15 protein-coding genes and 1 tRNA gene are annotated in these 25299 nt (G+C 35.7%); 8 read left to right on the top strand and 8 right to left on the bottom strand.

Translation table 11 applies throughout. The annotated features are described in order from the left end of the window. Nucleotides 1–21 precede the first annotated feature (21 nt). From recG to V3564_RS03680, 3 genes are all read left to right on the top strand, one after another. Nucleotides 22–2130, top strand: a complete 2109-nt coding sequence (recG, locus tag V3564_RS03670; RefSeq protein ID WP_455480259.1) for an ATP-dependent DNA helicase RecG — start codon at nt 22–24, stop codon at nt 2128–2130. A gap of 349 nt (nt 2131–2479) precedes the next feature. After that, complete coding sequence (locus V3564_RS03675; RefSeq protein ID WP_455480260.1) at nt 2480–3484, top strand: TauD/TfdA family dioxygenase; 1005 nt, start codon at nt 2480–2482, stop codon at nt 3482–3484. Nucleotides 3485–3497: 13 nt separating this feature from the next. Continuing rightward, the gene (locus V3564_RS03680; protein ID WP_455480261.1) at nt 3498–4415 is read left to right on the top strand and encodes an AEC family transporter; all 918 of its coding nucleotides are present in this window, start codon (nt 3498–3500) and stop codon (nt 4413–4415) included. A 2940-nt stretch (nt 4416–7355) separates the two neighbouring features. Here V3564_RS03680 and glmS read toward each other — a convergent pair. From glmS to V3564_RS03705, 5 genes are all read right to left on the bottom strand, one after another. Then, nucleotides 7356–9179 (bottom strand): glutamine--fructose-6-phosphate transaminase (isomerizing), encoded by a 1824-nt coding sequence (glmS, locus tag V3564_RS03685; RefSeq protein ID WP_455480262.1) that lies wholly within the window; start codon nt 9177–9179, stop codon nt 7356–7358. Nucleotides 9180–9357: 178 nt separating this feature from the next. After that, nucleotides 9358–10701 carry a bifunctional UDP-N-acetylglucosamine diphosphorylase/glucosamine-1-phosphate N-acetyltransferase GlmU gene (gene glmU / locus V3564_RS03690; RefSeq protein ID WP_455480263.1) on the bottom strand — a complete coding sequence of 448 codons (1344 nt, stop codon included), beginning with the start codon at nt 10699–10701 and terminating at the stop codon, nt 9358–9360. 14 nt (nt 10702–10715) lie between these two features. Beyond that, on the bottom strand, nt 10716–11504 hold the full coding sequence (locus V3564_RS03695; RefSeq protein WP_455480264.1) for a cytochrome c biogenesis CcdA family protein: 789 nt from the start codon (nt 11502–11504) through the stop codon (nt 10716–10718). A 47-nt stretch (nt 11505–11551) separates the two neighbouring features. Beyond that, the gene (locus tag V3564_RS03700) at nt 11552–12571 is read right to left on the bottom strand and encodes a carboxypeptidase regulatory-like domain-containing protein (protein ID WP_455480265.1); all 1020 of its coding nucleotides are present in this window, start codon (nt 12569–12571) and stop codon (nt 11552–11554) included. Nucleotide 12572: 1 nt separating this feature from the next. Next, nucleotides 12573–12896 carry a HesB/IscA family protein gene (locus tag V3564_RS03705; RefSeq protein ID WP_455480266.1) on the bottom strand — a complete coding sequence of 108 codons (324 nt, stop codon included), beginning with the start codon at nt 12894–12896 and terminating at the stop codon, nt 12573–12575. A 107-nt stretch (nt 12897–13003) separates the two neighbouring features. Here V3564_RS03705 and V3564_RS03710 point away from each other — a divergent pair, with 107 nt between their 5' ends. The 3 genes from V3564_RS03710 to V3564_RS03720 all read left to right on the top strand — a co-directional run bounded on the left by V3564_RS03710 (nt 13004) and on the right by V3564_RS03720 (nt 18677). Beyond that, nucleotides 13004–14203, top strand: coding sequence for a deoxyguanosinetriphosphate triphosphohydrolase (locus tag V3564_RS03710; RefSeq protein ID WP_455480267.1), 1200 nt, complete (start codon nt 13004–13006; stop codon nt 14201–14203). A 31-nt stretch (nt 14204–14234) separates the two neighbouring features. Then, nucleotides 14235–15992, top strand: a complete 1758-nt coding sequence (gene argS / locus V3564_RS03715; protein WP_455480268.1) for an arginine--tRNA ligase — start codon at nt 14235–14237, stop codon at nt 15990–15992. Nucleotides 15993–16145: 153 nt separating this feature from the next. Continuing rightward, complete coding sequence (locus V3564_RS03720) at nt 16146–18677, top strand: SPOR domain-containing protein (RefSeq protein WP_455480269.1); 2532 nt, start codon at nt 16146–16148, stop codon at nt 18675–18677. A gap of 232 nt (nt 18678–18909) precedes the next feature. Here V3564_RS03720 and V3564_RS03725 read toward each other — a convergent pair whose 3' ends face one another. Then, nucleotides 18910–19140 carry a hypothetical protein gene (locus V3564_RS03725; protein WP_455480270.1) on the bottom strand — a complete coding sequence of 77 codons (231 nt, stop codon included), beginning with the start codon at nt 19138–19140 and terminating at the stop codon, nt 18910–18912. Nucleotides 19141–19422: 282 nt separating this feature from the next. Between V3564_RS03725 and V3564_RS03730 the strand changes: the two genes are divergently transcribed. Beyond that, nucleotides 19423–20529 (top strand): branched-chain amino acid aminotransferase, encoded by a 1107-nt coding sequence (locus V3564_RS03730; protein ID WP_455480271.1) that lies wholly within the window; start codon nt 19423–19425, stop codon nt 20527–20529. Nucleotides 20530–20657: 128 nt separating this feature from the next. Here V3564_RS03730 and glpX read toward each other — a convergent pair whose 3' ends face one another. After that, the gene (glpX, locus tag V3564_RS03735; RefSeq protein WP_455480272.1) at nt 20658–21644 is read right to left on the bottom strand and encodes a class II fructose-bisphosphatase; all 987 of its coding nucleotides are present in this window, start codon (nt 21642–21644) and stop codon (nt 20658–20660) included. Between the two features lie 147 nt (nt 21645–21791). Then, complete coding sequence (locus tag V3564_RS03740) at nt 21792–23102, bottom strand: homoserine dehydrogenase (protein WP_455480273.1); 1311 nt, start codon at nt 23100–23102, stop codon at nt 21792–21794. A gap of 1336 nt (nt 23103–24438) precedes the next feature. Between V3564_RS03740 and V3564_RS03745 the strand changes: the two genes are divergently transcribed. Next, nucleotides 24439–24513: transfer RNA gene (locus V3564_RS03745), tRNA-Glu, on the top strand. The last annotated feature ends 786 nt before the right edge of the window (nt 24514–25299 follow it).

The following is a 25299-nucleotide window of genomic DNA, read 5'->3' on the forward strand; positions in this document are numbered from 1 at the left end:
AAGAGCACGCTAAATTTCCTTATGCCTCCAAGCCTTATTACTCCTCTTTTTAATTCTATCCGTACCCTTTCTGGGGTTACACCTAAAGTATATAGCTTACTGGCCAAAGTCTTAAACATTAATCCTACGCAACGTGAACCTACCCTTATTGATCTTCTTCAATTAATGCCCCATTCTGTTATAGACCGCAGAATGCGTCCCAGCATTGCTTGTGCACCAGAAGGAACCACCATTACCCTTGAAATTGTTATAGATCAGCATCAACCGCCACCAACTGGTTATAGCCGACTACCTTATCGAGTCGTTGCGCATGATCCAACAGGAAAAATAAATTTAGTATTTTTTCATGCACAACGTTCTTGGCTAGAAAAACAACTTCCAGAAGGAAAAAAAGTTGTTGTATCAGGTAAAGTTGAACGATTTAATGGACAACTTTCTATGGTGCATCCCGACCATATTGCACTAAGCGAGCAATCTAATCAGATGCCACTAATTGAGCCCATTTATCCCTCTACTGCTGGACTATCCACAAAAATACTAAGGCGTGTAATAAAAAACGCCATTGAATATATTCCCCTTTTACCAGAATGGATAGAGGAAAGCTTTAGAAAGCAACATAATTTTTCTTCTTTTTCTGTTGCACTACACCGCATCCACGCTCCTATAGATCCTGATGATTTAGATTTAGAAAGCGCAGCACGCAAACGTCTAGCCTATGATGAATTACTCGCTTGTCAATTGGCTCTTGGGGTAGTGCGTTTAAAAACAAAATCTCTTTCTGGAACTTCCCGCCCACAAACAGGAACTTACACTCAAAAATTGCTAAAAGCCCTCCCCTTCCAACTTACAAATGGGCAAATAAAAGCGATAGAAGATATTGCACATGATCTCGCTTCACCAGAACCCATGTTAAGGCTTCTGCAAGGTGATGTAGGAGCAGGAAAAACCATAGTTGCATTAATGGCGATAGCACAAATTGCTGAAAATTCAGCACAATCAGCTTTAATGGCACCAACAGAAGTTCTTGCTCGGCAACATTTTACTACGATCGCTCCTCTTGCCGAAAAGATCGGATTACAAACAGTTCTTTTAACGGGACGAGAAAAAGGCAAATTACGCACAAATATCTTAAATAATATCTTATCAGGCCAAGCTTCTATTATCATCGGAACTCATGCTCTCATACAAAATAACGTCACTTATAACAATCTTGCTTTAGCTATTATCGATGAACAACATCGTTTTGGTGTACATCAACGTCTTGCCCTTACAGCAAAGGGTCATAAAGCTGATATGCTGGTAATGACTGCCACCCCTATTCCACGCACACTGGTTTTGACAACTTTTGGTGATATGGATGTTTCTAAAATTACAGAAAAACCAATTGGACGACAACCAATTACTACAGCAACACTCCCTTTAAAACGCATTAATGAACTTATAGAACGAATTGCAGTTGCATTAAGTAAAGGAGAAAAACTTTACTGGATCTGTCCTTTAGTGGAAGAATCTGCAGCTCTTGAACTTACTTCAATTGAAATCCGCTTTGCATTTCTTCATGAGCGATTTGGAGCACGTATTGGTATGATACATGGAAAAATGTCTACGGATGAAAAAGAAGCAGCTATGAAATCTTTTAAATGTGGAGATACAAGTATTTTAGTTGCAACCACAGTCATTGAAGTGGGAGTAGACATCCCAGATGCTTCGATCATTATTATCGAACATGCAGAACATTTTGGCCTTTCACAACTGCATCAATTACGCGGACGTGTCGGACGAGGAGAAAGAAAATCTTCCTGTGTTCTGCTATACAAAGATCCGCTAACAAAAACGGCCGCAATGCGCCTTAATATTATACGCAATACAGAAGATGGTTTTAAAATTGCTGAGGAAGATTGGCGTTTACGAGGAGAAGGAGAGCTTTTAGGAACCCGACAATCTGGTATGCCTGAGTTTCGTATAGCAAACCTCGCAGTGCATGATGATCTTTTGTTAATGGCAAGAAAAGATGCTCGCTTATTTCTGCAACGTGATCCCAACTTTTCTTCAAAACGAGGGAAAGCTTTACACTTGCTGCTTAATCTTTTCGGACGCGATGAGGCCACACGGCTATTACGTTCAGGATAATGTAAAAAAGCATTTTTGATAAATATTTTGCATATTTAATGCTAATACTTTTTATCACGTAGTTCTTTAATTACTTCCCGCAGCTTCAAAAACACAAAATCATTTTTACTCAACCGTAATTTAATTTTCCAATTTGCGTAATTTATCAATATTTGCTCTTAGTAAAACAGATGTATAGTAATTAATAAATTGAATAGATAAAATATAAATACAATAATACCTAAAAATAAAACTAATAATTTATAATTAATTAAATTATGATACGATTAAAATTTAATAAATAAATTATTATAATAATTTATTACTACAATAAACTATGTTTAATTAATAAACAAGAAGGAATAAATTCTTGATTTGTCAAAATACTTTTTATTTGACTAATGAAGAAAAACTACTACTATTCAAATCATTAAATAAAATCGAGTATGATCCAGAAGGTAGTGATGAGTATATACACAACTTAAAAATAGAAATGATAAACCATTTACCAAAAAGAATAATGTTGGAATTAAATAAACAAAAAACATCTATAAAACCTAAGCCCTACATTATAATAAAAAATTCACCAACAAACGAAAAAGTATTTTTTTCTCCTGATCCCGATATTTACACACCATCTGCAAAATCAGATAATGTAAGTGAAAACTTTTTAACAGGAATAGCATCTTTAATCGGAGAACCGTCTTCTATTCAATTTGAGAGGAAGGAATTAGTTAATAACTTAATACCTAAGCTAAAATCGAAAAGACAATACACAGGTATAGGCTTCGATGTAGAACTTGATTTCCACATTGAAAATACTGCACTAAAGCATTTTTCAAAAATAAATGTATCTCCTATGGGATTGTTGTTATTTGGCATAAGACAAGACCCAAAAGGTCCACTAACGAAAATATCAGACGCCAGAATATCTATCAAAGAGCTCTCTCAAAAAGATATTAACACATTATCAAGCAAATTTTATAATATAAAACTTCCTTACAGATGGAGGATTTCAAACAGTCCAGAATATGAAGAAACCCCCTTGGTTTCTATGATATCTAAAGATCACGAATACCCCGATATTAGTGCTGTTTTTTATCCTGGAATGATAAAATCATCATCAATTAAAGTAGAAAAAGCACTAAAAAATTTTTACAAATTAATTCAAAAAAATTCCATAGCCATAGATATTAGTCCTGGAGATCTAGTTTATATAGATAACAGATTTTCATTACACTCAAGAGACAAATTTCAACCAATATTTGATAAAAAAAACACGCCTCTACGGTGGGTGCAACGAATATTTATCTCTGAAAGCCTATGGAAATACAGGAATCTTAAAAGAGTTAAAAGCCGAATTTTTTCTGTATAAAAGAGACACATCTATGATCAATACCTTCCTTGCCATACTACCAATTTTTTTATTAATCGTAATAGGTTATCTCTCTAAAATTTACATAAAAGACATATCTATCTTTTGGTCAAAATCAGATAAATTTGTGTATTATGTTTTTTTTCCAGCATTACTAATACTTGATATCAGCGAGGCTAATTTTAGCGGTGATAATAACATCTACCCAATAATTTCGACTATAGTTTCAACATTATTAGTATCCGCAATAATTTTTTTAATGAAGGGTTTAATAGGTAAATCACCAGACTTATTTACTTCAATATTTCAAGGTGGAGTTCGCTATAACTCATATGTTTTTATTGCTTTATCTCAATCTCTATTTGGGAATAAGGGAGTAGCTTTATCTGGTTTTTTTGTTGCGTATATGATTATTATAACGAATATAATGAGTGTTTTGGTCATGAATTACTACGGAACAGGAAACAAGAAAAGCGTAAGAGGAGCATTGATAGCACTCACTAAAAATCCACTGATAATAGGAGCAATAACTGGAGTCATGGTGAATATATTTCATATTCATATTACTGAACCAATAAAACAGCTATTATCTTATCTATCAGGTGCTGCTACGCCGTTAAGCCTTATGTCAGTAGGAGCAGGATTGATTATATCTATGCAAGTTCATAAAATGATTTCTATTTTATGGGCAACCATTTTAAAATTACTTATTATGCCAATAATTACGATTGTAATTCTTAAAGCAACAGAAACTTCTGGAGTCGCTGCCTGTATTGCCATCCTCTATTCTTCAGTGCCTTGTGCAGGTAATGCATATATACTTTCTCGACAAATGGGGGGAGATCATGAAGTTATGGCATCCATAATCACATGGACTACATTATTCTCAATTATAACAATAACTTTAATAATGGGATTATTCAGCACATAAAATTACCATGAATCATAAATAGATACTTCATATTAAAATATATCTGTTTATCACAATTTTAATTTTATATAATGTACAAGATGAAAAATTAAAACATCTTTGCTCTATATCATTAATATTACACACTGAAACTCATCATGAAAGATGTTGTAGAGATGATGTTATCCACGCCACTTTGATATAATTATAACATACATACAAACCAAAAAATTCCAATTTCTTTTTAAATAACTCTTAAGCGAAGAAATTTTTATGCAAAATCTATCTTCTCTGACTTTATTAAAGCAATGAGCACAGCTGTAATTTTTGATGATATTTAGAAAAATTTTAAAGTGAGAATAACCGTGAGGCATAATAACTTTTATTTGTATCAATTTGCTGGCATCATTTTTACTTCATCTTATTAAGCTACACGTATGCTACTTAATTGGATTATGATACAGTACTACCAACTAAAAGTTAAACTCGATTAATTTATATCAACATATTGGCTGCTACAAGTACTAACCCTTGTATTAATAGAACTTTATTCAGATCATTTTAGAAAAAAACAATACTAGTATTTTATACTGTCGTAAGTTTTGATACTTCATAATAATTGAACTCATTGACCACATAGAACCATTCCAACTAGGCAGTATTTATATAGCGACATCCCTACTTAGCATAGTAATCCAATCTATACCTCTAGCATTGTTCCAAACCACGATACTGAACGCGCATTTAGAATTAATGTTTTGTAAACTCAATCAACACAATTTTAGGGAACAACCTCCATATCAGAGCTTGTCATAAGGTGTTCTCTGCAAAACAAGCCATTTTTAATACTAACTGTTTTGATAGAAATTTTATTTTTATCTTTTATAATAGTTAAAGAAAGCTCTATAAAAGCTTCTGATCGAACTGGCTTTTCCGTTATCAATGCTCTAGTAAAAATAAAGTCGAAAGGATTATGGTTATAGTTTCTACCATATCAAACTGTATTCTCAAGACAAACTTTGATGTATACCACTCCAATATTAATTGTAGAAAAATATGACTATGCCGCATTAAAGACAAAAATATCAGAAGCGATATTTGGTATGAGCATACTTTTAGGTAACATAATTTTTTTATAAAAATTCAACAACATACTAGGCATTAAAATCACAATTATTTTAAGTATAGTTACCGTAACATCAGATTTTTACTGATATTTATCATTAACAACGTATATTTAGTATATACTGACTTGCGCCTTTCAAGAATTGGAGTAGTTATTTACAACATAAATACAAATAAAACATGTTGTTCAGCACCACCCTCTAACTTAAAAAGTTCTTTTGAAGCTATTTTCCTAGCTATTTGCATACTTCCAATACCTGCAAGAATGGCAATATCAACATTAATGGTTAAAACAAACTAGAACTATCACTAACATTATTCTCTAATATTAATTTTTGCTTCCGCTTTCACTGTTTAGCTGTCCCTAAAGATTTTAGATTAATGGCCCCCAAAATAATGACTCTACCATTTCCTGACATAATAGATAAAAAACAGACTAAATCAGGGGTGATTAGAGCCATTTTTCCCTTTACTCAAGAATTTAATGAAACGTGCCTAATGAAATTCGCACTCGAGCGCGTCTGAGAAAGGAGATCTTGCAAGAGCCAGAACTATGCCATTCAAACAATCACGCTAATTGCTCCCCTGAGCACTAATAAGCTGGATTTGATTAACAACAATCACCTAACACAACAATGGAGCGCAGTAAGACTGACTTCCGCTATTGTAAATACACCCATTCTAGTTTTAGACAATTGTTGAGATTTCTATTTTTTCATCTATCAATCGATATTCCTCCAACACCACTTCGCGATTTAAATCATCTAGTTCTAAAATGTTTATCACACATCAATGCATCGTACTAAAATCAATTGGACTGCTCCGATCAACACCTTTGGTTATCTTCAATAGGGCAAAATTTCATGCTAGCAAGACACTTTTTTCTCTTACAGAGAAATTTAGTTTAAGCAGACAGTAAATATAATGAACACATTTATAATTCTAGGCATTACCCTTACCTGCACAGCAGCTAAAATAGTTTCCTAAAACGTATTACGGATAATATTCCTCTGTATCAGTCAGTACTATGATTATCGATTCATCACAACGAGCATCTCCACCTATAAAGATAAACCACCCTGCTCAGCGATAATGTCCTTCATACCCGATGTGTGCTTATCAAAAAAGTCTCGTTCAGATAACTAACTAATGCACACTTTATCATCAGTTTTTAAGCTTTTTTCAATAACGTTTTTCAGCGCTCTGTTTTCAAGACTAAGGTCAGTAAGCATCCGTTTAAGCTGATGCTTCCCATCTTCAAGATCTTTTATTTTTGAGTATCAGGAACTTCCATTTCACAGTATTTTACTTTCCAATTGTTGTAGTACGATACTTCTTCAAAAATCTTAAACCTCACAGCAAATATCCTTGACTGCGCGATCAACTTCCACAGACTTCAGGACGGAAGTGATCTGCTGTTTGGTGTATCAAGACCTACGTACAGTAATCTCCTTAACTGCTTCTCGAATATCCACAATGTACGAATTACCATTCAAACATCATAAACACAGCCAAGTCCGATATTAGAAAGTAGAATTGATTTTCTGTATCTTAAAAGACCAAATACAATATGGATGTCATCAAGAATGCACTTCACAAACCTTTATCCATGGCTGATAACTTCTTTCTCTTCTCTAACCATATCCGTTTTTGATTTTTCTTAAGACATCCGTCTCTGACAGTAATTTCTTAGATCTATCCATAAAAATTTGATACGCTTTTATACGGCATAACCAGATTTTATGAGCTAATAACCATTTTGTTAATTTAATGACTTTACTGTCATAGTTAACAACTATTTTGTCATCCCACAGCCTCAAAGATACAAAATTACTTTTATTCAACAGTAACTGATTTTGCCAAATTACGAGGTTGATCAACATCCGTTCCCAATAAAACAGCGGTATGGTAAGCAATTAACTGAATGGGTACAGCATAAATAATAGGTGCAATAAATTCCGGAATGTCTGGCAAAATAATAGTTGATAAGGTGTCAAGAGAAACGGCTTCTGCCCCTTTTTTATCAGTTATAAAAATAATCCGGCCATTGCGCGCTGCGACTTCTTGCATATTAGAAAGAGTCTTTTCAAACCACCTATCATAAGGTGCTACAACAATAACCGGTATTGTCTCATCCACTAGCGCAATCGGCCCATGTTTTAACTCACCCGCCGCATAACCTTCAGCATGAATATAAGAAAGCTCTTTCAATTTAAGCGCCCCCTCTAGAGCAATCGGATAAGAGATTCCGCGCCCAAGATAAAGGACGCCTTTTACGTTTACTAAATTACGACAAATTTGTTCAATTTTGTTATCCAACTTTAAAACTTTACTCAAAATTCTTGGAATTTCTGCCAGTTGTTGAACAAATAGATGTTCTTCCTGCTCTGAAAGATATCCACGTTGCTTAGCAGCACCAAGCGCCATTGCGGCGAGTGTTGCCAACTGGCAGGTAAAAGCTTTTGTTGAAGCAACACCAATTTCTGGGCCAGCTAATGTTGGTAAAACAAAATCAGCCTCCCTTGCCATTGTTGATTGCTCAACATTGACAATTGTCGCTGTTTGCACGCCACGTTTACGACAATAACGTAAAGATGCCAATGTATCAGCTGTTTCACCAGATTGAGAAACAAACATCGACAACATATCGGAAGTTATAGGTGGTTCACGATAACGAAACTCCGAAGCGATATCATTATCGACGCTTAAAGCAGCAAAACGCTCGAACCAATAACGCGCAACCAAGGTTGAATAATAAGCAGTTCCACAACTCGCAAAAAGTATTCGGTTAATTTTTTTCCAATCGATGAAATTTTTAAGTGGGCGAACCGTATAATTTCCAAGATCAAGATAACGCGCCAAATTATGAGAAATAACTTCGGGTTGCTCAAACATCTCCTTATGCATAAAATGACGATGATTTCCCTTAGAAACCAGTAAATTCCCTTCAAATAATGTTACAATAGGACGTTTTACGGGTTGATTTTTTGCATCGTAAATTGTTACCCCTTCTCGTGTAAAAACCGCCCAATCTCCATCTTCCATATAACTGATGCGATCTACAAATGACGCTAAAGCTATTGCATCCGATCCGACAAAAAACTCATCCTGCCCGTAACCAACTGCTAGTGGCGGACCAGAACAAGCAGCAATCATAAGATTATCTTCACCTTCAAAAATAAGGGCAATAGCGAAAGCCCCCTGCAATCTTTTCCAACTTGTGCATAGTGCTTCTTGTGGAGAAAGACCACTTTTTAATGCACGCGTAATTAAATGGGCAATAACCTCTGTATCAGTTTCTGTTTCAAAGCTATAACCATCTTCAATGAGCTCTTTTTGCAATTCTGCAAAATTTTCAATAATGCCATTATGAACAATAGCAAGCCGTTCTGTCACATGAGGATGAGCATTCCGCTCTATAGCAGCTCCGTGGGTAGCCCAGCGCGTATGACCAATCCCTAAATTCCCCTTTAAAGGCATTTTTTTTAATTTTTCTTCTAAATTAACAAGTTTTCCTTCAGCTCGCATGCGATGAAGACGCCCATTGTGCATAGTCGCAATACCAGATGAATCATATCCCCTATATTCAAGACGCCTTAAACCATCAACCAAAGAGGATGCCACACATCTATTTCCAAGAATTCCAATAATTCCGCACATTAAAAAGCTCCAACCCACATCTCAGATTTATATAATTCCATAAAGATAATCTAACTGCCTTTATCCAAAACTTTGAGTAATCATATAAATCAAATATGTTATAGTACGGCAATATTTTAAAATAAGCCTCTTACATAATTACTAACCATAAAGAAAAGAAACTTAGAAATGATCACTTTCACCGTTTATCCTTTGATAAACGTACACGCAATTTTATTGCATAATCCTCTTTTATCACTTGTCGTGCACGTCCCAAAGCCAAACTATTCGCGGGAACATCTTTAGTGATAATACTGCCAGAAGCAATGTAAGAACCGTTTCCTACAATCACTGGAGAAACAAGTGCTGAATGAGATCCTATAAAAGCATCATCACCAATTACAGTATTGTATTTATGAAATCCATCATAATTGCAAGTAATCGTACCAGCTCCAATATTGGTACGTGCTCCAATTGTGGCATCGCCAATATAGCTCAAATGATTAATCTTGGAGAACTCTCCTACTTTGGCTTTTTTGACTTCACAAAAATTTCCAATCTTTACCGATCGTGCCAACTCTGTTCCAGGTCGTAGACGTGCATAAGGACCAATCTGAGTATCTTGACCAATCACAGCACCTTCCAAATAACTAAAGGCATGAATAACTGCACCAGATTGTACTTTTACACCCAGCCCAAAATAAACATTTGGCTCGATCACCACCCCCGGTTCAATTTCTGTATCATAAGAAAAATAAACACTTTCTGGTTTAAGTATTGTAACACCAGATAACATCAAATCGCGTGCTTTGCGCTTTTGCCATAAGGAATCAGCCTCAAAAAGTTCCAAACAATTATTAATTCCTACAATATTGTCAAAGGGTACTTCAACGATTCGAATATCTAATCCTTCATGTGATGCAATAGAAATAATGTTTGTTAAGTAATATTCCTGCTTTAAATTACTATTATCAATCTTGTTTAAAAGAGAAATTGCATGTTTTCCGTTAATAGCGAGTATCCCACCATTACAAAAAGAGATTTTCTTTTCTTCATCGCTTGCATCTTTTTCTTCTACAATTGCGATCAGTTTACCATTTTTCTCGACAAGACGCCCATATCCTATTGGATTTTCTGCATGAAAACCAGCAACCACAATATCTGCTCCAGCAGCAAGTTGGGCACGCATTTGTAACAATGAATCTCGCTCAATCAAAGGAGTGTCGCCAAAAACAACGAGAACATCATCCACCCCTTTTTGCAACGCTGTATGAGCAGATAAAACAGCATGAGCAGTTCCTAAACGCTCTTTTTGTTCAAAAATCATCGCATTTTTTACAAATGATTGAACAACTTCAATGACATCTTTCGCACCAAATCCAACAACTACTGCCAATTGCGAAGAATCCATCAATTCTATTTGTTTTATGACGTGGCAGACAAGTGGTAAGCCAGCAATTTTATGAAGCACCTTAGGGAGAGACGACTTCATACGCGTTCCCTCACCTGCTGCAAGAATAATAGAAAGACAAGTTCTAGCCATAAAAACACATAAATTTAACGAGAAAATCCAAAAAAACTCACGATATCATGCCAACTAATAGCTTCAACATTACTCAATGAGGGATAATTTTCCAAAAGCCAAAATGAAAAATTTTGCATAGAGCCTGTTAAAAATAAAATCCCTGTAATAACCAAAAGAATACCAATAGCTTTCTCAACTTTTCCTAAATGTTTTCGAAAAGCCCCGAAAAATTTCATAAAGCTGCTCGAAAATAAAGCTGCCAAAATAAAAGGCACGCCAAGACCTAACGCGTAAATTCCTAAAAGAAAAGCACCTTCACCCACAGTTTCTTTTGTTCCTGCAAGTGTTATAACAGGCCCCAAAATTGGACCAATACACGGCGTCCAGCCAAACGCAAAAGCTAAGCCAATAATATATGCCCCTAGAGGTCCAGAAGGCGTTTTGTGCGTTTGAAACCGTACATCACGAAATAAAAAAGCAATCTTGAAAAGACCCAAAAAATTTAAACCAAAAATAATAATAATAACTCCAGCAGCAATAGCAAACCAATCACGATAATAGCTGATAAATTTGCCAACTGTACTTGCACTGGCACCTAAAGCAACAAAAACAGTTGTAAAACCAAGAACAAAAGCAAGAACAGAAGATAAAAGAGCTAAACGTATAGACAGTCTTTCCTCATGCTCTTCTGAACGAAAATCATCAATCCCAATCCCCGCCATATAGCACAAATAAGGAGGAACTAATGGCAAAACACATGGTGATAAAAAAGATAATGCACCAGCAAAAAACACACTTACTGTTGAAAGTTCCATAACCAAAACTTTATACCTACTTTCAATGTAAAATTATGCTCACAAAAAGATCATTAATTTGTTGTTTCATCAATATCTTGTATATTTGCCACCACACTTACATCTTTATCATGGCCAGAGACAACTGAAAAAACCTTTTGGTAAATTTGATCTTTATTTTTAGCAATTGCAATATATTCACCCTCAGCTAACACAAGCGAAACATAAGCGCCAACAGTTTCATAAACGATATCACCAGAATCATTGGTAATAGACCAACTTGTATCTGCAAGCGCTTCCCCTCCTTCTTGCCGTACCAACTTTAATATGATTTGAGCAGCCTGATGTTCAAGGGTTACTTCTGTAATTTTACCCGCGTCCACTTGGATATCGGAATGAACAATAGCATTAATAGAACCATAGTAGGAAGCAACATGATAGTGGCCAGCTTTCAAACGCACAATTGACTGAGGTTTAATATTTGATAAAATCACACCACTATCATCATTTTCTTTTTCATCCTCATATATAGTGAAACGCAATTCCTTTTCATTGATCGCACCATTTAGTAATGTAGCATTTAAAATAACACCACCAGCATCAAGATTAAAATTTTTAACAAGATTCTGCCCACTTTTTAAACTTACACGATGCGCCGCGCTCGCGTGACCAAATGAGACATGAACAAGATAACTCCCTGGTTCTAAGTCAAAACGCGCACTACCACCTTCATAAGTTGCAATCAACGGTAATTTATTATCAATTCCTAAGATGGGTGCATAAATCCGCCACACAAGCCCTTTCATAATATCTTCATTGCCGTTTTTTAATCGAGCATGCAATATGAGTTGAGTCTGAGACACTAAATTTTCTTTTTCATTATCCTGAGATTTTAAAATAAAGCCTGTCGATTGTTTTTGTTGATGATCCTGCTCTCTCCTTTCTTCAGAGAAGACACAGTTACTCCAAATCAATAAGACAAACGTCATGCATAAGCACAACCATAGGCACAGTGTTTTTGTAAGAATACTCATTTTTGTATTGTTGACTAAAGTGATATTTTTTTCAATAAACAATATAATATAAATCATCATTCTAAATTGAAAAGCTCACACCACAACCACACGATGAAACAGCATTGGGATTATTAATTTGAAAAGACTGTCCCATAAGATCGTCAACAAAATCAATTTCAGCCCCTTCCATGAAAGGAAGCGATAGAGAATCAATAAATACAATCGCTCCACCCTTTTTAAGAACGAGATCATCCTCGCTCATTTCAGAAACCAAATTATATTTATAAGAAAAACCCGAACACCCACCACCTTCAACAGAAATACGTAATCCTATCTTATCAGGTTCACTCAAAAGTATCTGTGCAATCTGCTTGGCAGCAACATCTGAAATATTCACACTCATTCTATATATCCTTGCATTAAACTATCAAGAAAGAGTACCCTAAACTTAAAGAGAGGTTTATTCATAATAAACCAATCTCAGTTTAAGATGAGAATGGACAACTTGCAATGGATATAAGCAATATCAATTACCAATTTCGAGCGGTCTATAGTGCTAATCCGCGAACAAGCCGTGGCAGATTATTTCATGAAACCATGAATAGTACCATACGATCACCTTTTCAACGAGATAGAGATCGTATTATTCATTCTAATGCATTTCGACGTCTTAAACATAAGACTCAAGTGTTCATTGCTGATGAAAGCGATCATTACCGTACTCGACTAACACATTCGATAGAGGTTTCTCAAATTGCACGAACATTAGCTCGTGCGCTCTGTCTTGATGAAGACCTCGCTGAAGCCATTGCTCTTGTTCACGATTTTGGTCATACACCTTTCGGTCATGCAGGAGAAGATGCCCTTAATGAAGCAATGGCACATTATGGCGGCTTTGATCATAATGCACAAACGTTACGCATTGTTACAAAGTTGGAAAAGCGTTATGCAAATTTTGATGGACTGAACCTTACATGGGAAACACTTGAGGGACTTGTCAAACATAATGGGCCCCTTTTAGGTCCTTATGCGAATAGAAAAGATGTTCCTATCGATATTCTACAATACAATGCAAAGCAGGACCTTGAGCTCGATTGCTTTGCTGGGCTAGAAGCACAATGTGCTGCTATTGCTGATGATATTGCTTATAATGCGCATGATATTGATGATGGTTTACGTTCACAATTTTTAACACTTGATCAGTTCGAACATATTTCGCTGACCGCAGAATTATTAAACGATATAAAAAAAGAGCACCCACAACTTGATCAAACTCGGCTTGGCTACGAACTGGTGCGTAGACAAATAACAACCATGGTTAAAGATGTTATCCAACAATCACAAGAAAATTTGGCACGTATCAAACCAACAAGCATCAATGATATTCATCATGCAGAGCAAACTATTGTTACCTTTTCGCCTAGAATAACCGTTTACGAAAAAGAACTGAAAGACTTTCTTTTAAAAAATCTTTATTACCATGATCAAATCCTCAGTCGTCGCAATGCAGCGAAATGCATTGTACAAAAATTATTCGACTGTTATTATAAAAGTCCGGATACAATGCCTGAAAGTTGGTATAAAAAAACAGCTCACTTAACAAATCAAGAGTTAGCACGTCTCATTGCTGACTTTTTGTCAGGTATGACTGATCACTATGCTCTACGTGAATATCACCGTTTATTTGACCACACAGATAATTTTGTTTAATTGCTTTTGAATACCGTGATGGAAGTTAAATATGAATGTCTTTAAAAACTTCGAGATAAAAATTAAAAAATTACTAGAATTATCTGATATAAAAGGGAAAAATGGAGAAGATTTAGATTTATCTAAAATCACTGTTGATTCCCCACGAGATTCTTCACATGGTCATTTATCAACTAATGCTGCCATGGTGCTTGCAAAATCTATTGAGCTGAATCCACATACACTTGCAGAGAAAATCATAGAACTTCTCAAAAATGACCCCTTTATAGAGAGTATTGACATTGCCGGTCCTGGTTTTATCAATATCAAGTTCACAAAATCATTTTGGCAAAACACAATAAAATCTATGCTTGAATTGGGCATCTCATATGGTCGGATTCCAATGGGACAAGGGAAACGCATCAATGTTGAGTATGTATCAGCAAATCCCACAGGGCCAATGCATGTGGGGCATTGCCGAGGTGCCGTTGTTGGAGATGTGCTTTCCAATTTGCTACAGTTCGTTGGCTATAACATTACAAAAGAATATTATATCAATGATGCTGGTAACCAAATCAAAGTACTCGCTTACTCTGTACTGTTGCGTTATCGCGAAGCTCTTGGACAAAAAATTAGTGAAATTCCAGAAGGACTCTATCCTGGTGAATATTTGATACCCTTGGGTCAAGCACTTGCTCAAGAGTTTGGCGACCAATTACTCACTATGGATAAAGATGAAGCTTTATCTATCGTGAAGGAACGTGCAATTCATGCAATGATGTCAATGATTCGCAAAGATTTGGCTGCCCTTAATATTTATCATGATATCTTTTTCTCTGAACGGATGCTTTATGCAGATAATGCGCTTGCTATCCGTAGTACGATTAATGAGCTCACTTTAAATGGTTATATCTACAAAGGTAAGCTCCCACCACCAAAAGGACAAGATACAGAAGACTGGGAACCAAGAGAGCAAACTTTGTTCCGCTCGACTGATATTGGAGATGACCAAGACCGTGTTTTAGTTAAATCTGACGGTTCTTACACTTATTTTGCAGCTGATGTTGCTTACTTTCGCGATAAATTCAATCGCCATTTTGATGAAATGATTTATATTCTTGGTGCAGATCACGCTGGTTATGTAAAGCGTTTAGAAGCAATGGCAAAAGCGATTTCTGGTGATAAAGCCAAACTGAGTGTTTTCTTATGTCAATTAGTAAAGCTCTTTCGCAACGGTCAACCTGTACGCATGTCCAAAAGAGCAGGATCATTTGTCACTTTGCGTGATGTTGTAGAAGAAGTTGGTCGTGATCCAGTGCGTTTTATGATGCTGTACCGTAAGTGTGAAGCACCTCTTGATTTTGATTTTGCAAAAGTGACAGAACAATCAAAAGATAACCCCATCTTTTATGTACAATATGCAAGTGCACGTTGTCACTCAGTCTTTCGTCAGGCACAAGAAATCCTTCATATTGAAAATCTTTCAAATGACACAATGATTGCACACCTTAACCGATTAACAAACGATAGTGAAATATCCTTAATACGCAAACTTTCTGAATATCCACGTATCATTGAACAGGCTGTGGTTCATAAAGAACCACATCGATTAGCATTTTATCTCTATGACCTTGCTTCCAGCTTCCATGCCCATTGGAATAAAGGGAGTGATAATTTCGATTTACGCTTTATTCAGCCGAATGATAAAGAACTATCATTAGCCAGATTGGGATTGATACAAGCTATCATGAATATTTTATCATCAGGGCTTACAATTGTGGGAGTCGAAGCACCAATAGAAATGCGTTGAAAAAGTTCTATAAATACATAAAATAAGTACTTCATTGATAAACTTTTTCATGTATCCCTTCATGGAAGGGGGAGAATTTATAATTTTAAAATATAACAAATCAAAATTAACCATTTATTGCACGCAGATGCAGACCATCATGTGAGAAAAGCTATGAGCGATAACGATCGCAAAAATCCGCACGAAATGAAACAAGATCATGAACACCATGATCCTTTAGAGAGACTTACGCGAATTTTTAATCCGAACAGACAAAGCGGAAGTCAAAATGATCAATCTTCTCTACAGACTAGTCGGTCAATACCACACGCCCCTGAAACTTCATCCCATGATGATGATGATTTTGATTTGTCCTTTCTAGAAGAGGAACTTAAAAACGATTTTACAGATGACTTAGCATTTGACGATCAAAAGAAGCAATGGAACTTAGACACAATCAGCAATGAGCCAACCCAAAATATTGCGCCAGCGGCTTCTTTTACCCCTTCAGAACAGAATAATTCTTTGTCCAAAGAGGCACACTCTTCGCCTATGCATCATGATGAAGAGGAAATTTTAGACGCGCTTTCTCCATTACCTATTCAAAAGAGTCAATCATTCCAAAATAGAACTGCAGAAGTCAATACTGATCCTTTTTTTGAAAAAAGTGAATTTAGTGCACACTCAGAAAATTTCTTTTTTAATGAAATTGACAAACACGATAATAACAGAGTCACTACAGAAAACACTGAACAAGCTAATCGTTTTTCACAAACAACCTCGCAGCAAACAGATACCCCGAACATACAACAAAATTATGATGACAATCAAAACTTCTATGGTACTCCGGTAAACCATTCATATAAAGTTTCAGCTGATCAAGAAAATTTTGTTAAAGAATATTATAGTGATGTCTCACCATCCTCTACGGAAGATAATATGTTGTTCTCATCTTCTGGTCTTATTTCAGAGAAAAAGTACACTGCAAAAAATGAAACAACAAGTGATTTCCCATCAGCTTTGGATTCAGCACAAATCAACAAACAGTCTGATTTAAAAAACTTTCTACAAGAAGACCATACTAGCGATTATCCCGAATTCTATGAAAAAAAATCTTCGGATCAAGAAACTTATACTGAAAAAACTTCCAAATATCATAATGCTCAAGGACAATACACCAATAATGCTGAAAACAACTCTGACACAAATAATGAAAAAAAACTTCCATATGGTCAAAGTAATTTAAATGACCCCCACCTCTCATCAGAAACTCTTAATATGAGACAAACGGATAGTTTTTTTTCTCATAACTATACGCACAGGAATACCCCACCTCCCAATGTCGATACTTATAAATTTGCAGAAGAAATCGTAGAAAAAACTGGACCGATTATGGTTCCTGAAGTCCCGTATGAAGCTCCAGAATATGATGTACAGACTGATAGTTTGAAAGAAGAGTTTGCTGATGTACTCAATGTAGGAAATGTTCCAGCAGAAGGTTTTTCGCTGCAACAACAGCAAAATGAAGTTTTCAATGAAATCTTTCATCAAACCGTGCAAAACCCAAGAGAAGACGCATATAAAAATCCCCAAAATCAAAATACGAACCATTTCCCCACTGACAATATGGGGTATAATTCCTCTTCTTTTACCGAAAACTCATTATACAAAGGTGCAGATAAAATCCCCACGCATGATGCATCAGCTACTCCTACCTTTAAAAGTTTTATTGTTGGTAAAACTCTTCCCAAAAGTATTGTTCTTCTTGTCTTAATGGCAATTTGTTTTGTCGGTTATTCTCATTTTTTTATGCCGTCACAAAAAAATGAAACTGCACCCATTATCCACGCTGACAATACGCCTTTTAAATTCAGACAAGAAACAACTGAAATGAAGAATGATATTGCACATAATTTAGATGTTTATAAACAAACAACTGGACAAAATGGAAAACAAGAAAATACACAAAAATTTCTTATTGATAATTCTGAACAGCCTGAAGACTTACCAGAATTAAATCAACAAGAATCTACAAATTTTTCATCCTCTTCTCTTGATGAATCTGATGTTGAAGATGCAGTAACAGAAGCCACCAATCATACCATTCCAACACGAGAAGTACAGACTGTTATTGTAAACCAAGACGGTACAGTTTCACTGCTGCCAATGCATCACAAAGATAAAAAAACTGCTGATAACCCAGAAGAAACGATTGATCAAACTGCTGTCGATGAACTTGAAGATTCTCACCCTGTTTTTTTGCATGATTCCGATACGAATAACAAAGAAACAGAAAATAATTTCGCGAATGATATTGATGAAATAATAGCTAAAAACACTTCTAATTCTGGTATTGAAGGAAAAGCTATACCTATTCCTTCGCATGCAGAGAGAAATTCAGAGGTACAAACACATGCTGCTTCTCGCCCAACAGAACCAAGCCAAGTAACCGCAAAAAATTCAGAAAGTTATTACGTACAAATTGCATCCCAACCAACCCATGCGCTGGCTAGGGATTCTTTGAAAAACATGAAATCCAGATTTGGATTCCTTATAGGTTCTCGTCCTTTAAATATTCAGTCTGCTTTTATACCAGGAAAAGGAACCTATTATCGTGTTCGTATTCAAATGCAAAACCGGAATGAAGCCATAACCCTTTGTGAAAACATCAAAAGTTTCGGAGGGAGTTGCTTCATCGCACGCTAAATAAATGATGCGACGGCTTTAACAACAGCTGCGTTATTCATTTTGATGCAAATTCATTAACTTATCAATTATTTTCAGAAGCTAAAATTGTATCAGTTTTTTGGCTTATATATATGAAATGATTTTACTTCTTAATCTTCGCCTAATTAGATTTTTTATCTGAAGGATTATGCTCAATGGAATAAAGCTGAAATCGTTCTTTTGTAGGTATAAGGTACCTGAAATGTTGGATTTAAATTTTTTTCGGATCTGTTACGGTTTGAGTTGATTCTTTGGTGTTATAATGAGATATACGTCGAGGGGATTTCTCAAAAAAAGATCCTAAGAAGCCGAAAATAAACCAAACAATAAAAAGCGCAAGAAGAATAGCAAAGATACTTTTACCAATCGAATTATGCTGTTTACGATCCTTCTTTTCTGGGATTATAAGTTCCTCGTACGTTTGGTAATTTTTATCAATCATAGTAAGTTCCTTTTCTTAATTCCCCTACCTTTAAGTTATCTAAAAGATGCGCATACATGAAATTATTCAAATACCTATTTCAGAAAAAACGACCAATATGTGCAAAAGTTCCAGATTATTCGATAAATTCCAGAAAAAAGATTGTATAAACAAAACCAAAAAATATCTATCAACAGTCTTTTCTTTGAGTTTTAGCATAAAGCATTGACACAAAGAATTTGCTGATAATAAAGTTATAATAAAAATACATAGTAATAAAACATATCCCAAAAGGTTTTTCTTATGAAGTCTCCAACATCATCGCTTCTGTTTAGAATAGAAAAACACCCATCACCTTTATCAGACGAGAAACGTGAAGAAATTCTGAAAAGTCCTGGTTTTGGTCAATTTTTTACAGATCACATGTGTACCATTCAATGGACAGAAGCCAAAGGTTGGCATAACGCCGTTATTTCTCAATACAAATCTTTAGAGATTAACCCAGCAAGTACCGTTTTGCATTATGCGCAAGAGATTTTTGAAGGTTTAAAAGCATATCGCGCAAAAGATGGCCGCGTTTTGTTATTCCGCCCTGATGCCAATGCACAACGTTTTATAGAATCTGCACAACGATTAGCTATGCCAGAATTGCCAAAGGATATCTTTTTAGATGCAATCAATCAATTGGTAAAAATTGATCAAAAGTGGGTTTCTAATCTTCCAAATGCTAGCCTCTACATACGCCCATTCATGTTTGGCAATGAGAACTTCTTAAAAGTTCGCCCTTCTCAAGAATATCTTTTTTGTATCATAGCATCTCCAGTTGAATCATATTTTAAAGGGGAAGAGAAATCTGTTAGTGTGTGGATCGAAACAGATTATAGCCGCGCCGGTCCAGGTGGAACAGGCGCTGCCAAATGTGGTGGAAACTATGCAGCAGGCTTACTGGCACAAAAAAATGCTATACAAAATAATTGTAGCCAAGTGCTCTTTCTTGATATGATTGAACATAAGTGGATCGAAGAACTCGGTGGTATGAATGTTTGCTTTATTATGGAAAATAATACACTTATAACGCCTGCACTTAATGGCACTATCCTTCCAGGAATAACACGTCATTCAATTTTAAAATTGGCTCAACAAATGGGCTTAACGATAGAAGAGCGTCCTTATTCTTTTGAATTTCTCAAGGAAGATGCACAAAATGGTCAACTCAAAGAGGTCTTTGCTTGCGGTACGGCAGCTGTTATAACACCAATCGGTTGTTTCAAATACAAAGGTGGAGAATTTGCTATTGGAAATGAAATGATTGGTGAGGTCACAAAAAAACTGCGCACACAACTGGTTGACCTACAAAAAGGAAATATAGAAGATAAGAATGGTTGGGTGCATTCTGTCCAACTCTCATAGCATTGAAAAATACCTTTCAGCTATTTTTCAATGCTTCCATGAATGCGTCTCTTAGAGCTTTTACGGAAATGTACTCTCCAAAACAGTGTTTTTTTATTCTTCAATAGCTATGGCGAAAAAAGAAGGCATTAATCGAATTTTGAATAATCCTTATGCTGTGCTTTAATATTACGGATTGTACCGGTATATGAACGCATCACAAGAGTTTCCGTCTGAATATAACTAGGGGTAAATTTAACACCAGAAAGCATATTTCCATCCGTTACACCTGTTGCAGAAAACAAAACATCACCCTTTGCCATTTCTTCCATTGTATAAGCTTTATTGGGATTATCGATCCCCATTCTAGCCGCGCGTGCGATTTTTTCTTCTGTATCAAGCTGCAAACGCCCTTGCATCTGCCCACCAATACAGCGTAAAGCTGCAGCCGCTAATACGCCCTCTGGTGCTCCACCAATCCCCATGTAGATATCAATACCCGTTTCATCTGGATTAGTTGTATCAATAACGGCCGCAACGTCCCCATCACCAATTAAACGAATTGATGCACCCGTTGCTCGCACTTCATCAATCAGTTTTTCATGGCGAGGTCGATCCATAATACAAACAGTAACCTGATTAACAACAACTCCTTTAGCTTTTGCAAGAGCGTGAATATTCTCAGCAGGAGAAGCATCTATATCAACAATCCCCTTGGGATAACCAGGACCAATAGCAATTTTTTTCATATAAACATCAGGAGCATAAAGCAAGTTACCCTTTTCAGCAATTGCAATTACAGCTAAGGAATTAGCAAGATTTTTAGCACAAATTGTCGTTCCCTCAAGTGGGTCAAGTGCAATATCAATTGCCAGTCCATTTTGAAGACCTACTTTCTCTCCAATATAAAGCATAGGAGCTTCATCGCGTTCACCTTCACCAATCACCACTGTACCATCAACAGGCAATCGATTAAGTTCCTGACGCATTGCATCTACAGCAGCTTGATCAGCAGCTTTTTCATTACCACGTCCACGCCAGCGCGCAGCTGCAACAGCAGCACGCTCAGTTACACGTACCAATTCAAGCGTTAGAATACGATCAAGTCCGTTTAAAATCTTCTGAGTTATGGGCATATGAAAAATCCTACTGAATGAGTATTAAAAATACTAGCATTTATTGCTAAGCATTAAGAAGAAAGCTTTTGGCAAAGATGAAAACTTTCCACAAGAGAAAAAATACCCAAGATTCTCTCTTTACCATTATAAAACAAATTATCAATTCTATTTCATATGTTCGATACGAATGAATTGAGATTTTGCAACAAGATGACCATCTTTTTCAATTGCTACAAGTGCTTTTCGTACATTCACTTCTGTTGTTTCATGCGTGATTAAAATAATTGTTTTTACAACCTGACCTTCTGCACAAGGCCTTTGAACAATCGACTCTAATGAAATACAATTATCAGCCATATGCCTCGCAACCGCTGCAAAAACACCAGCGCGATCATGAACGTTCAAACGAATAAAATAGTCACCTGCATGATGAGAAATACGTGCTTTTTTGTGAGGCACAAGCTTCAATGCTGGACTTCCTAAAACAGGTGCATACTGAAAACCGGAACGCGCTTTTGCTATATCAGCCAAATCACCAATGACCGCTGATGCTGTTGCCTCTCCTCCAGCACCAGGACCAGAAAACAGTAATTCATCTAATAAATCACTTTGAATAGAAAGAGCATTCGTCACACCGTGAATCTGTGCAATCATTGATGATGTGGGTACCATCGTTGGATGAACACGTTGCTCGATTCCAGAATCAGTTTTTGATGCAACCCCTAAAAGCTTAATCTGATAACCTAATTCATCAGCGGCACGGATATCAATCTGCGAAATATTGCTAATTCCCTCAACGTAAATATCATCCAACGAAATCGTCGTCCCAAATGCCAAACTTGTCAATAAGGCTAATTTATGAGCAGTATCATTCCCCCCAATATCAAAAGTTGGATCAGCTTCAGCATAACCAAGTTTCTGTGCATCTGCCAAACAATCTTTAAATGAAAGACCTTCAGTAAACATGCGTGTTAATATATAATTGCAGGTTCCATTTAGAATGCCATAAATTCGCGTTATACGATTACCGGAAAGTGATTCTCTCATCGCTTTGATGACAGGAATTCCTCCCGCAACGGCAGCTTCAAAATTAAGAAAAACACCTTTTTCTTCTGCAATTATAGCAAGTGTCACCCCATGTCGAGCGAGAAGCGCTTTATTAGCAGTAACAACATGATGGCCCACCTCAAGCGCCTTTTTAACGGCAGCATGTACAACACCTAATTCGCCACCAATTAACTCAACAAACACGTCAATCTCATCAGAAGCAGCCATCTCCACAGGCGAATCGAACCATTTTACATCACTCAGATCAATCCCACGATTACAATCTTTATCACGTGCACTAACAGCAACAATTTTGATTGATCGTCCACATTGGCAAGCCAAACTATTGGCTTTTTCGCGTAGAGTTCGAATAACTGCAGTACCAACCGTACCGAGACCCGCAATGCCAACTTTTAAAGCTTCTGCCATTATCTAACTGCTTATCCTTACCTTTATTGAAAAATATTTAAATGATGCGCAAATCAACGCAAATGATGCTTATAGCTAATGCAATCTAAAAAAGTTCCCCGCTCTATTCAACCCAATTTTTCCTAGTATAACAGCAACCGCTTATTCAATAAAAATTTCTAAAGAACACAAGTATTCATCTTTTTCAAAGTTTAAAAGCCTATATAAATATAATTTCTTCAGATGCTAAAATAATAAACGAAGACATAGAAAACCCACCTGCTATCCTAACATTGATTTACCCATAAACTAAATTATTACAAGCGCTCTCAATAGAAACTTTTAAAGCTTACAGATACAAATTATCATTAAAAGGATTGTTCTTATTAAAAATAATAAAACATTAAAGTGCAGCTCCTTCTGAAGAACAGCAAACAACTGATTATAGAGCATTCACGACTTAGCTAAGCATATGTAAAAAATACCTTGCCAACTTAACAAACATTGAAACAACAGCAATCCTTCATATTATACATGAAGAAAATAGAGAGAATAAACTGAACCAGAGTATAACATCACATCTCGCGCTACCATTTTATAGTTTAAACCATATCATAAATGCCTTTTAAAAATCGAAAAGTCTCAATAGGTTATTATATCTGAATTCATTATTACATCACAGCAGAAATCTGAATATTCAATTTATGTACAACAAATCACAGAACATTTCGAAATCCAAATGAACGATAACATTCATAATTCCTGAACACTTTACATAACTTATCGACAGCGATCTGAGATGTCGGCGAATTATAATATACGCACCTAAATCAATAACGTCGAAGCCTCTACTCCCAGAAGTCCGCAGATGAGGACGACGTTCAATGTATGAAATAACAAACAGAAAGCTTTTAAAATTTTGCCAGCATTTTTTTAGATATAAACGTACAAAAGTAATTATTGATTTCTAATCTACTCAGCCTGCTTCAACGTTTTCTTAGCTTCACGATACGCATCCTTCTTAATTTGAATTAAAGTAACGTTTGACTTCTACCTTAGAGAAGGCTTTTCACACTTCGCATCATTTTTTAGCTTATGAGTGGCTATTGTTATTCTATTTCAGTAAACTTCCCTGTAGAGGCTTTTGATTTTATTGAAAAGCCTAGATTCTTCTCCGTAAAAGATCTTTGAGCAAATACAGCAAAACTTTCATCCCGCATACCTCCCACAAAGAAAATAATCCAAATGAGAGCAATATATTTAAAAATAGCTCAATAAAACACGTTTTCTTTAAAAAAAATTACGTATAGGGCTTGCGAAGTAAAAAGATCCTCTCTATAAGCCTCATCAATGGTTTGCGCCCATCGTCTAGCGGTTAGGACGCCGCCCTTTCACGGCGGAAACAGGGGTTCGATTCCCCTTGGGCGTACCATGTTATTTTTTATTACAGGTAATACATTGATTTTCTTATTCTTTTTTAAGGTATGAGATAATAAATAAAGATCAGGGAATAAGACTTTCGAAAGCATCTCTGCATACAAAGTCGTTAATTATCGATTTTCTTTTTCTAAACAGAATGCTTTACAATACACGCTGAGAATAAAGTGAAAATTAATCAAATATAAAATTTTTCGGCAGTGTTATTTTGTAATAAGTTAGAATTTGTAGATTATACTAGCGCGTATACTATTAGTTTTTTAGTCAAACTGAACTTGACCCTTTGTGAATTTCTTCTAGCAAAAAATAACTTTAAGTCTTTCCAAGATACCCTGAAGAGCTAATCCCAAATTCGGCTTATATGCTTCCTTCCCGATTCTAGCTCCTTGTTTATAACATTCGATTTTTGTCTAAAAACAGGTCACGACCTTAAAGCTGAAATGGCAATACAAAAATTTATAGCCTTATTTGCCAATTTATTCCCTGAATACAACATCTCAAAAAACGTAACTTACATTATAATAATATAAATTTATCAAATAGTTAAATGAAATATCTTACAAAAAATGAATACCTCTAAACCCTCGATAAATTTCACTTACCTTCCCATTGCATAAGCTTTTCATCAACTATACAATAATCATCATTGACAAGCATATTAGTTTTTCAATAGATTCTTGTACCTTAATAACGATATATCTTTTCGATATCCTATTTGAATGCTCCTCTATCATTCCTGTTTTTACTTTCCATCATAAGCCTGAAAGTGTTATAAAAAATA

This window comes from Bartonella sp. B12(2025), from assembly GCF_053795135.1.

Coding starts and splice junctions, on each gene's coding strand:
- V3564_RS03740 (WP_455480273.1), bottom strand. CDS start 23,102: ATGGCAGAAGCTTTAAAAGTTGGCATTGCGGGTCTCGGTACGGTTGGT.
- V3564_RS03700 (WP_455480265.1), bottom strand. CDS start 12,571: ATGATGATTTATATTATATTGTTTATTGAAAAAAATATCACTTTAGTC.
- V3564_RS03720 (WP_455480269.1), top strand. CDS start 16,146: ATGAGCGATAACGATCGCAAAAATCCGCACGAAATGAAACAAGATCAT.
- V3564_RS03725 (WP_455480270.1), bottom strand. CDS start 19,140: ATGATTGATAAAAATTACCAAACGTACGAGGAACTTATAATCCCAGAA.
- V3564_RS03680 (WP_455480261.1), top strand. CDS start 3,498: ATGATCAATACCTTCCTTGCCATACTACCAATTTTTTTATTAATCGTA.
- V3564_RS03705 (WP_455480266.1), bottom strand. CDS start 12,896: ATGAGTGTGAATATTTCAGATGTTGCTGCCAAGCAGATTGCACAGATA.
- argS (WP_455480268.1), top strand. CDS start 14,235: ATGAATGTCTTTAAAAACTTCGAGATAAAAATTAAAAAATTACTAGAA.
- glmU (WP_455480263.1), bottom strand. CDS start 10,701: ATGGCTAGAACTTGTCTTTCTATTATTCTTGCAGCAGGTGAGGGAACG.
- glpX (WP_455480272.1), bottom strand. CDS start 21,644: ATGCCCATAACTCAGAAGATTTTAAACGGACTTGATCGTATTCTAACG.
- V3564_RS03730 (WP_455480271.1), top strand. CDS start 19,423: ATGAAGTCTCCAACATCATCGCTTCTGTTTAGAATAGAAAAACACCCA.
- V3564_RS03710 (WP_455480267.1), top strand. CDS start 13,004: ATGGATATAAGCAATATCAATTACCAATTTCGAGCGGTCTATAGTGCT.
- glmS (WP_455480262.1), bottom strand. CDS start 9,179: ATGTGCGGAATTATTGGAATTCTTGGAAATAGATGTGTGGCATCCTCT.
- recG (WP_455480259.1), top strand. CDS start 22: ATGCCTCCAAGCCTTATTACTCCTCTTTTTAATTCTATCCGTACCCTT.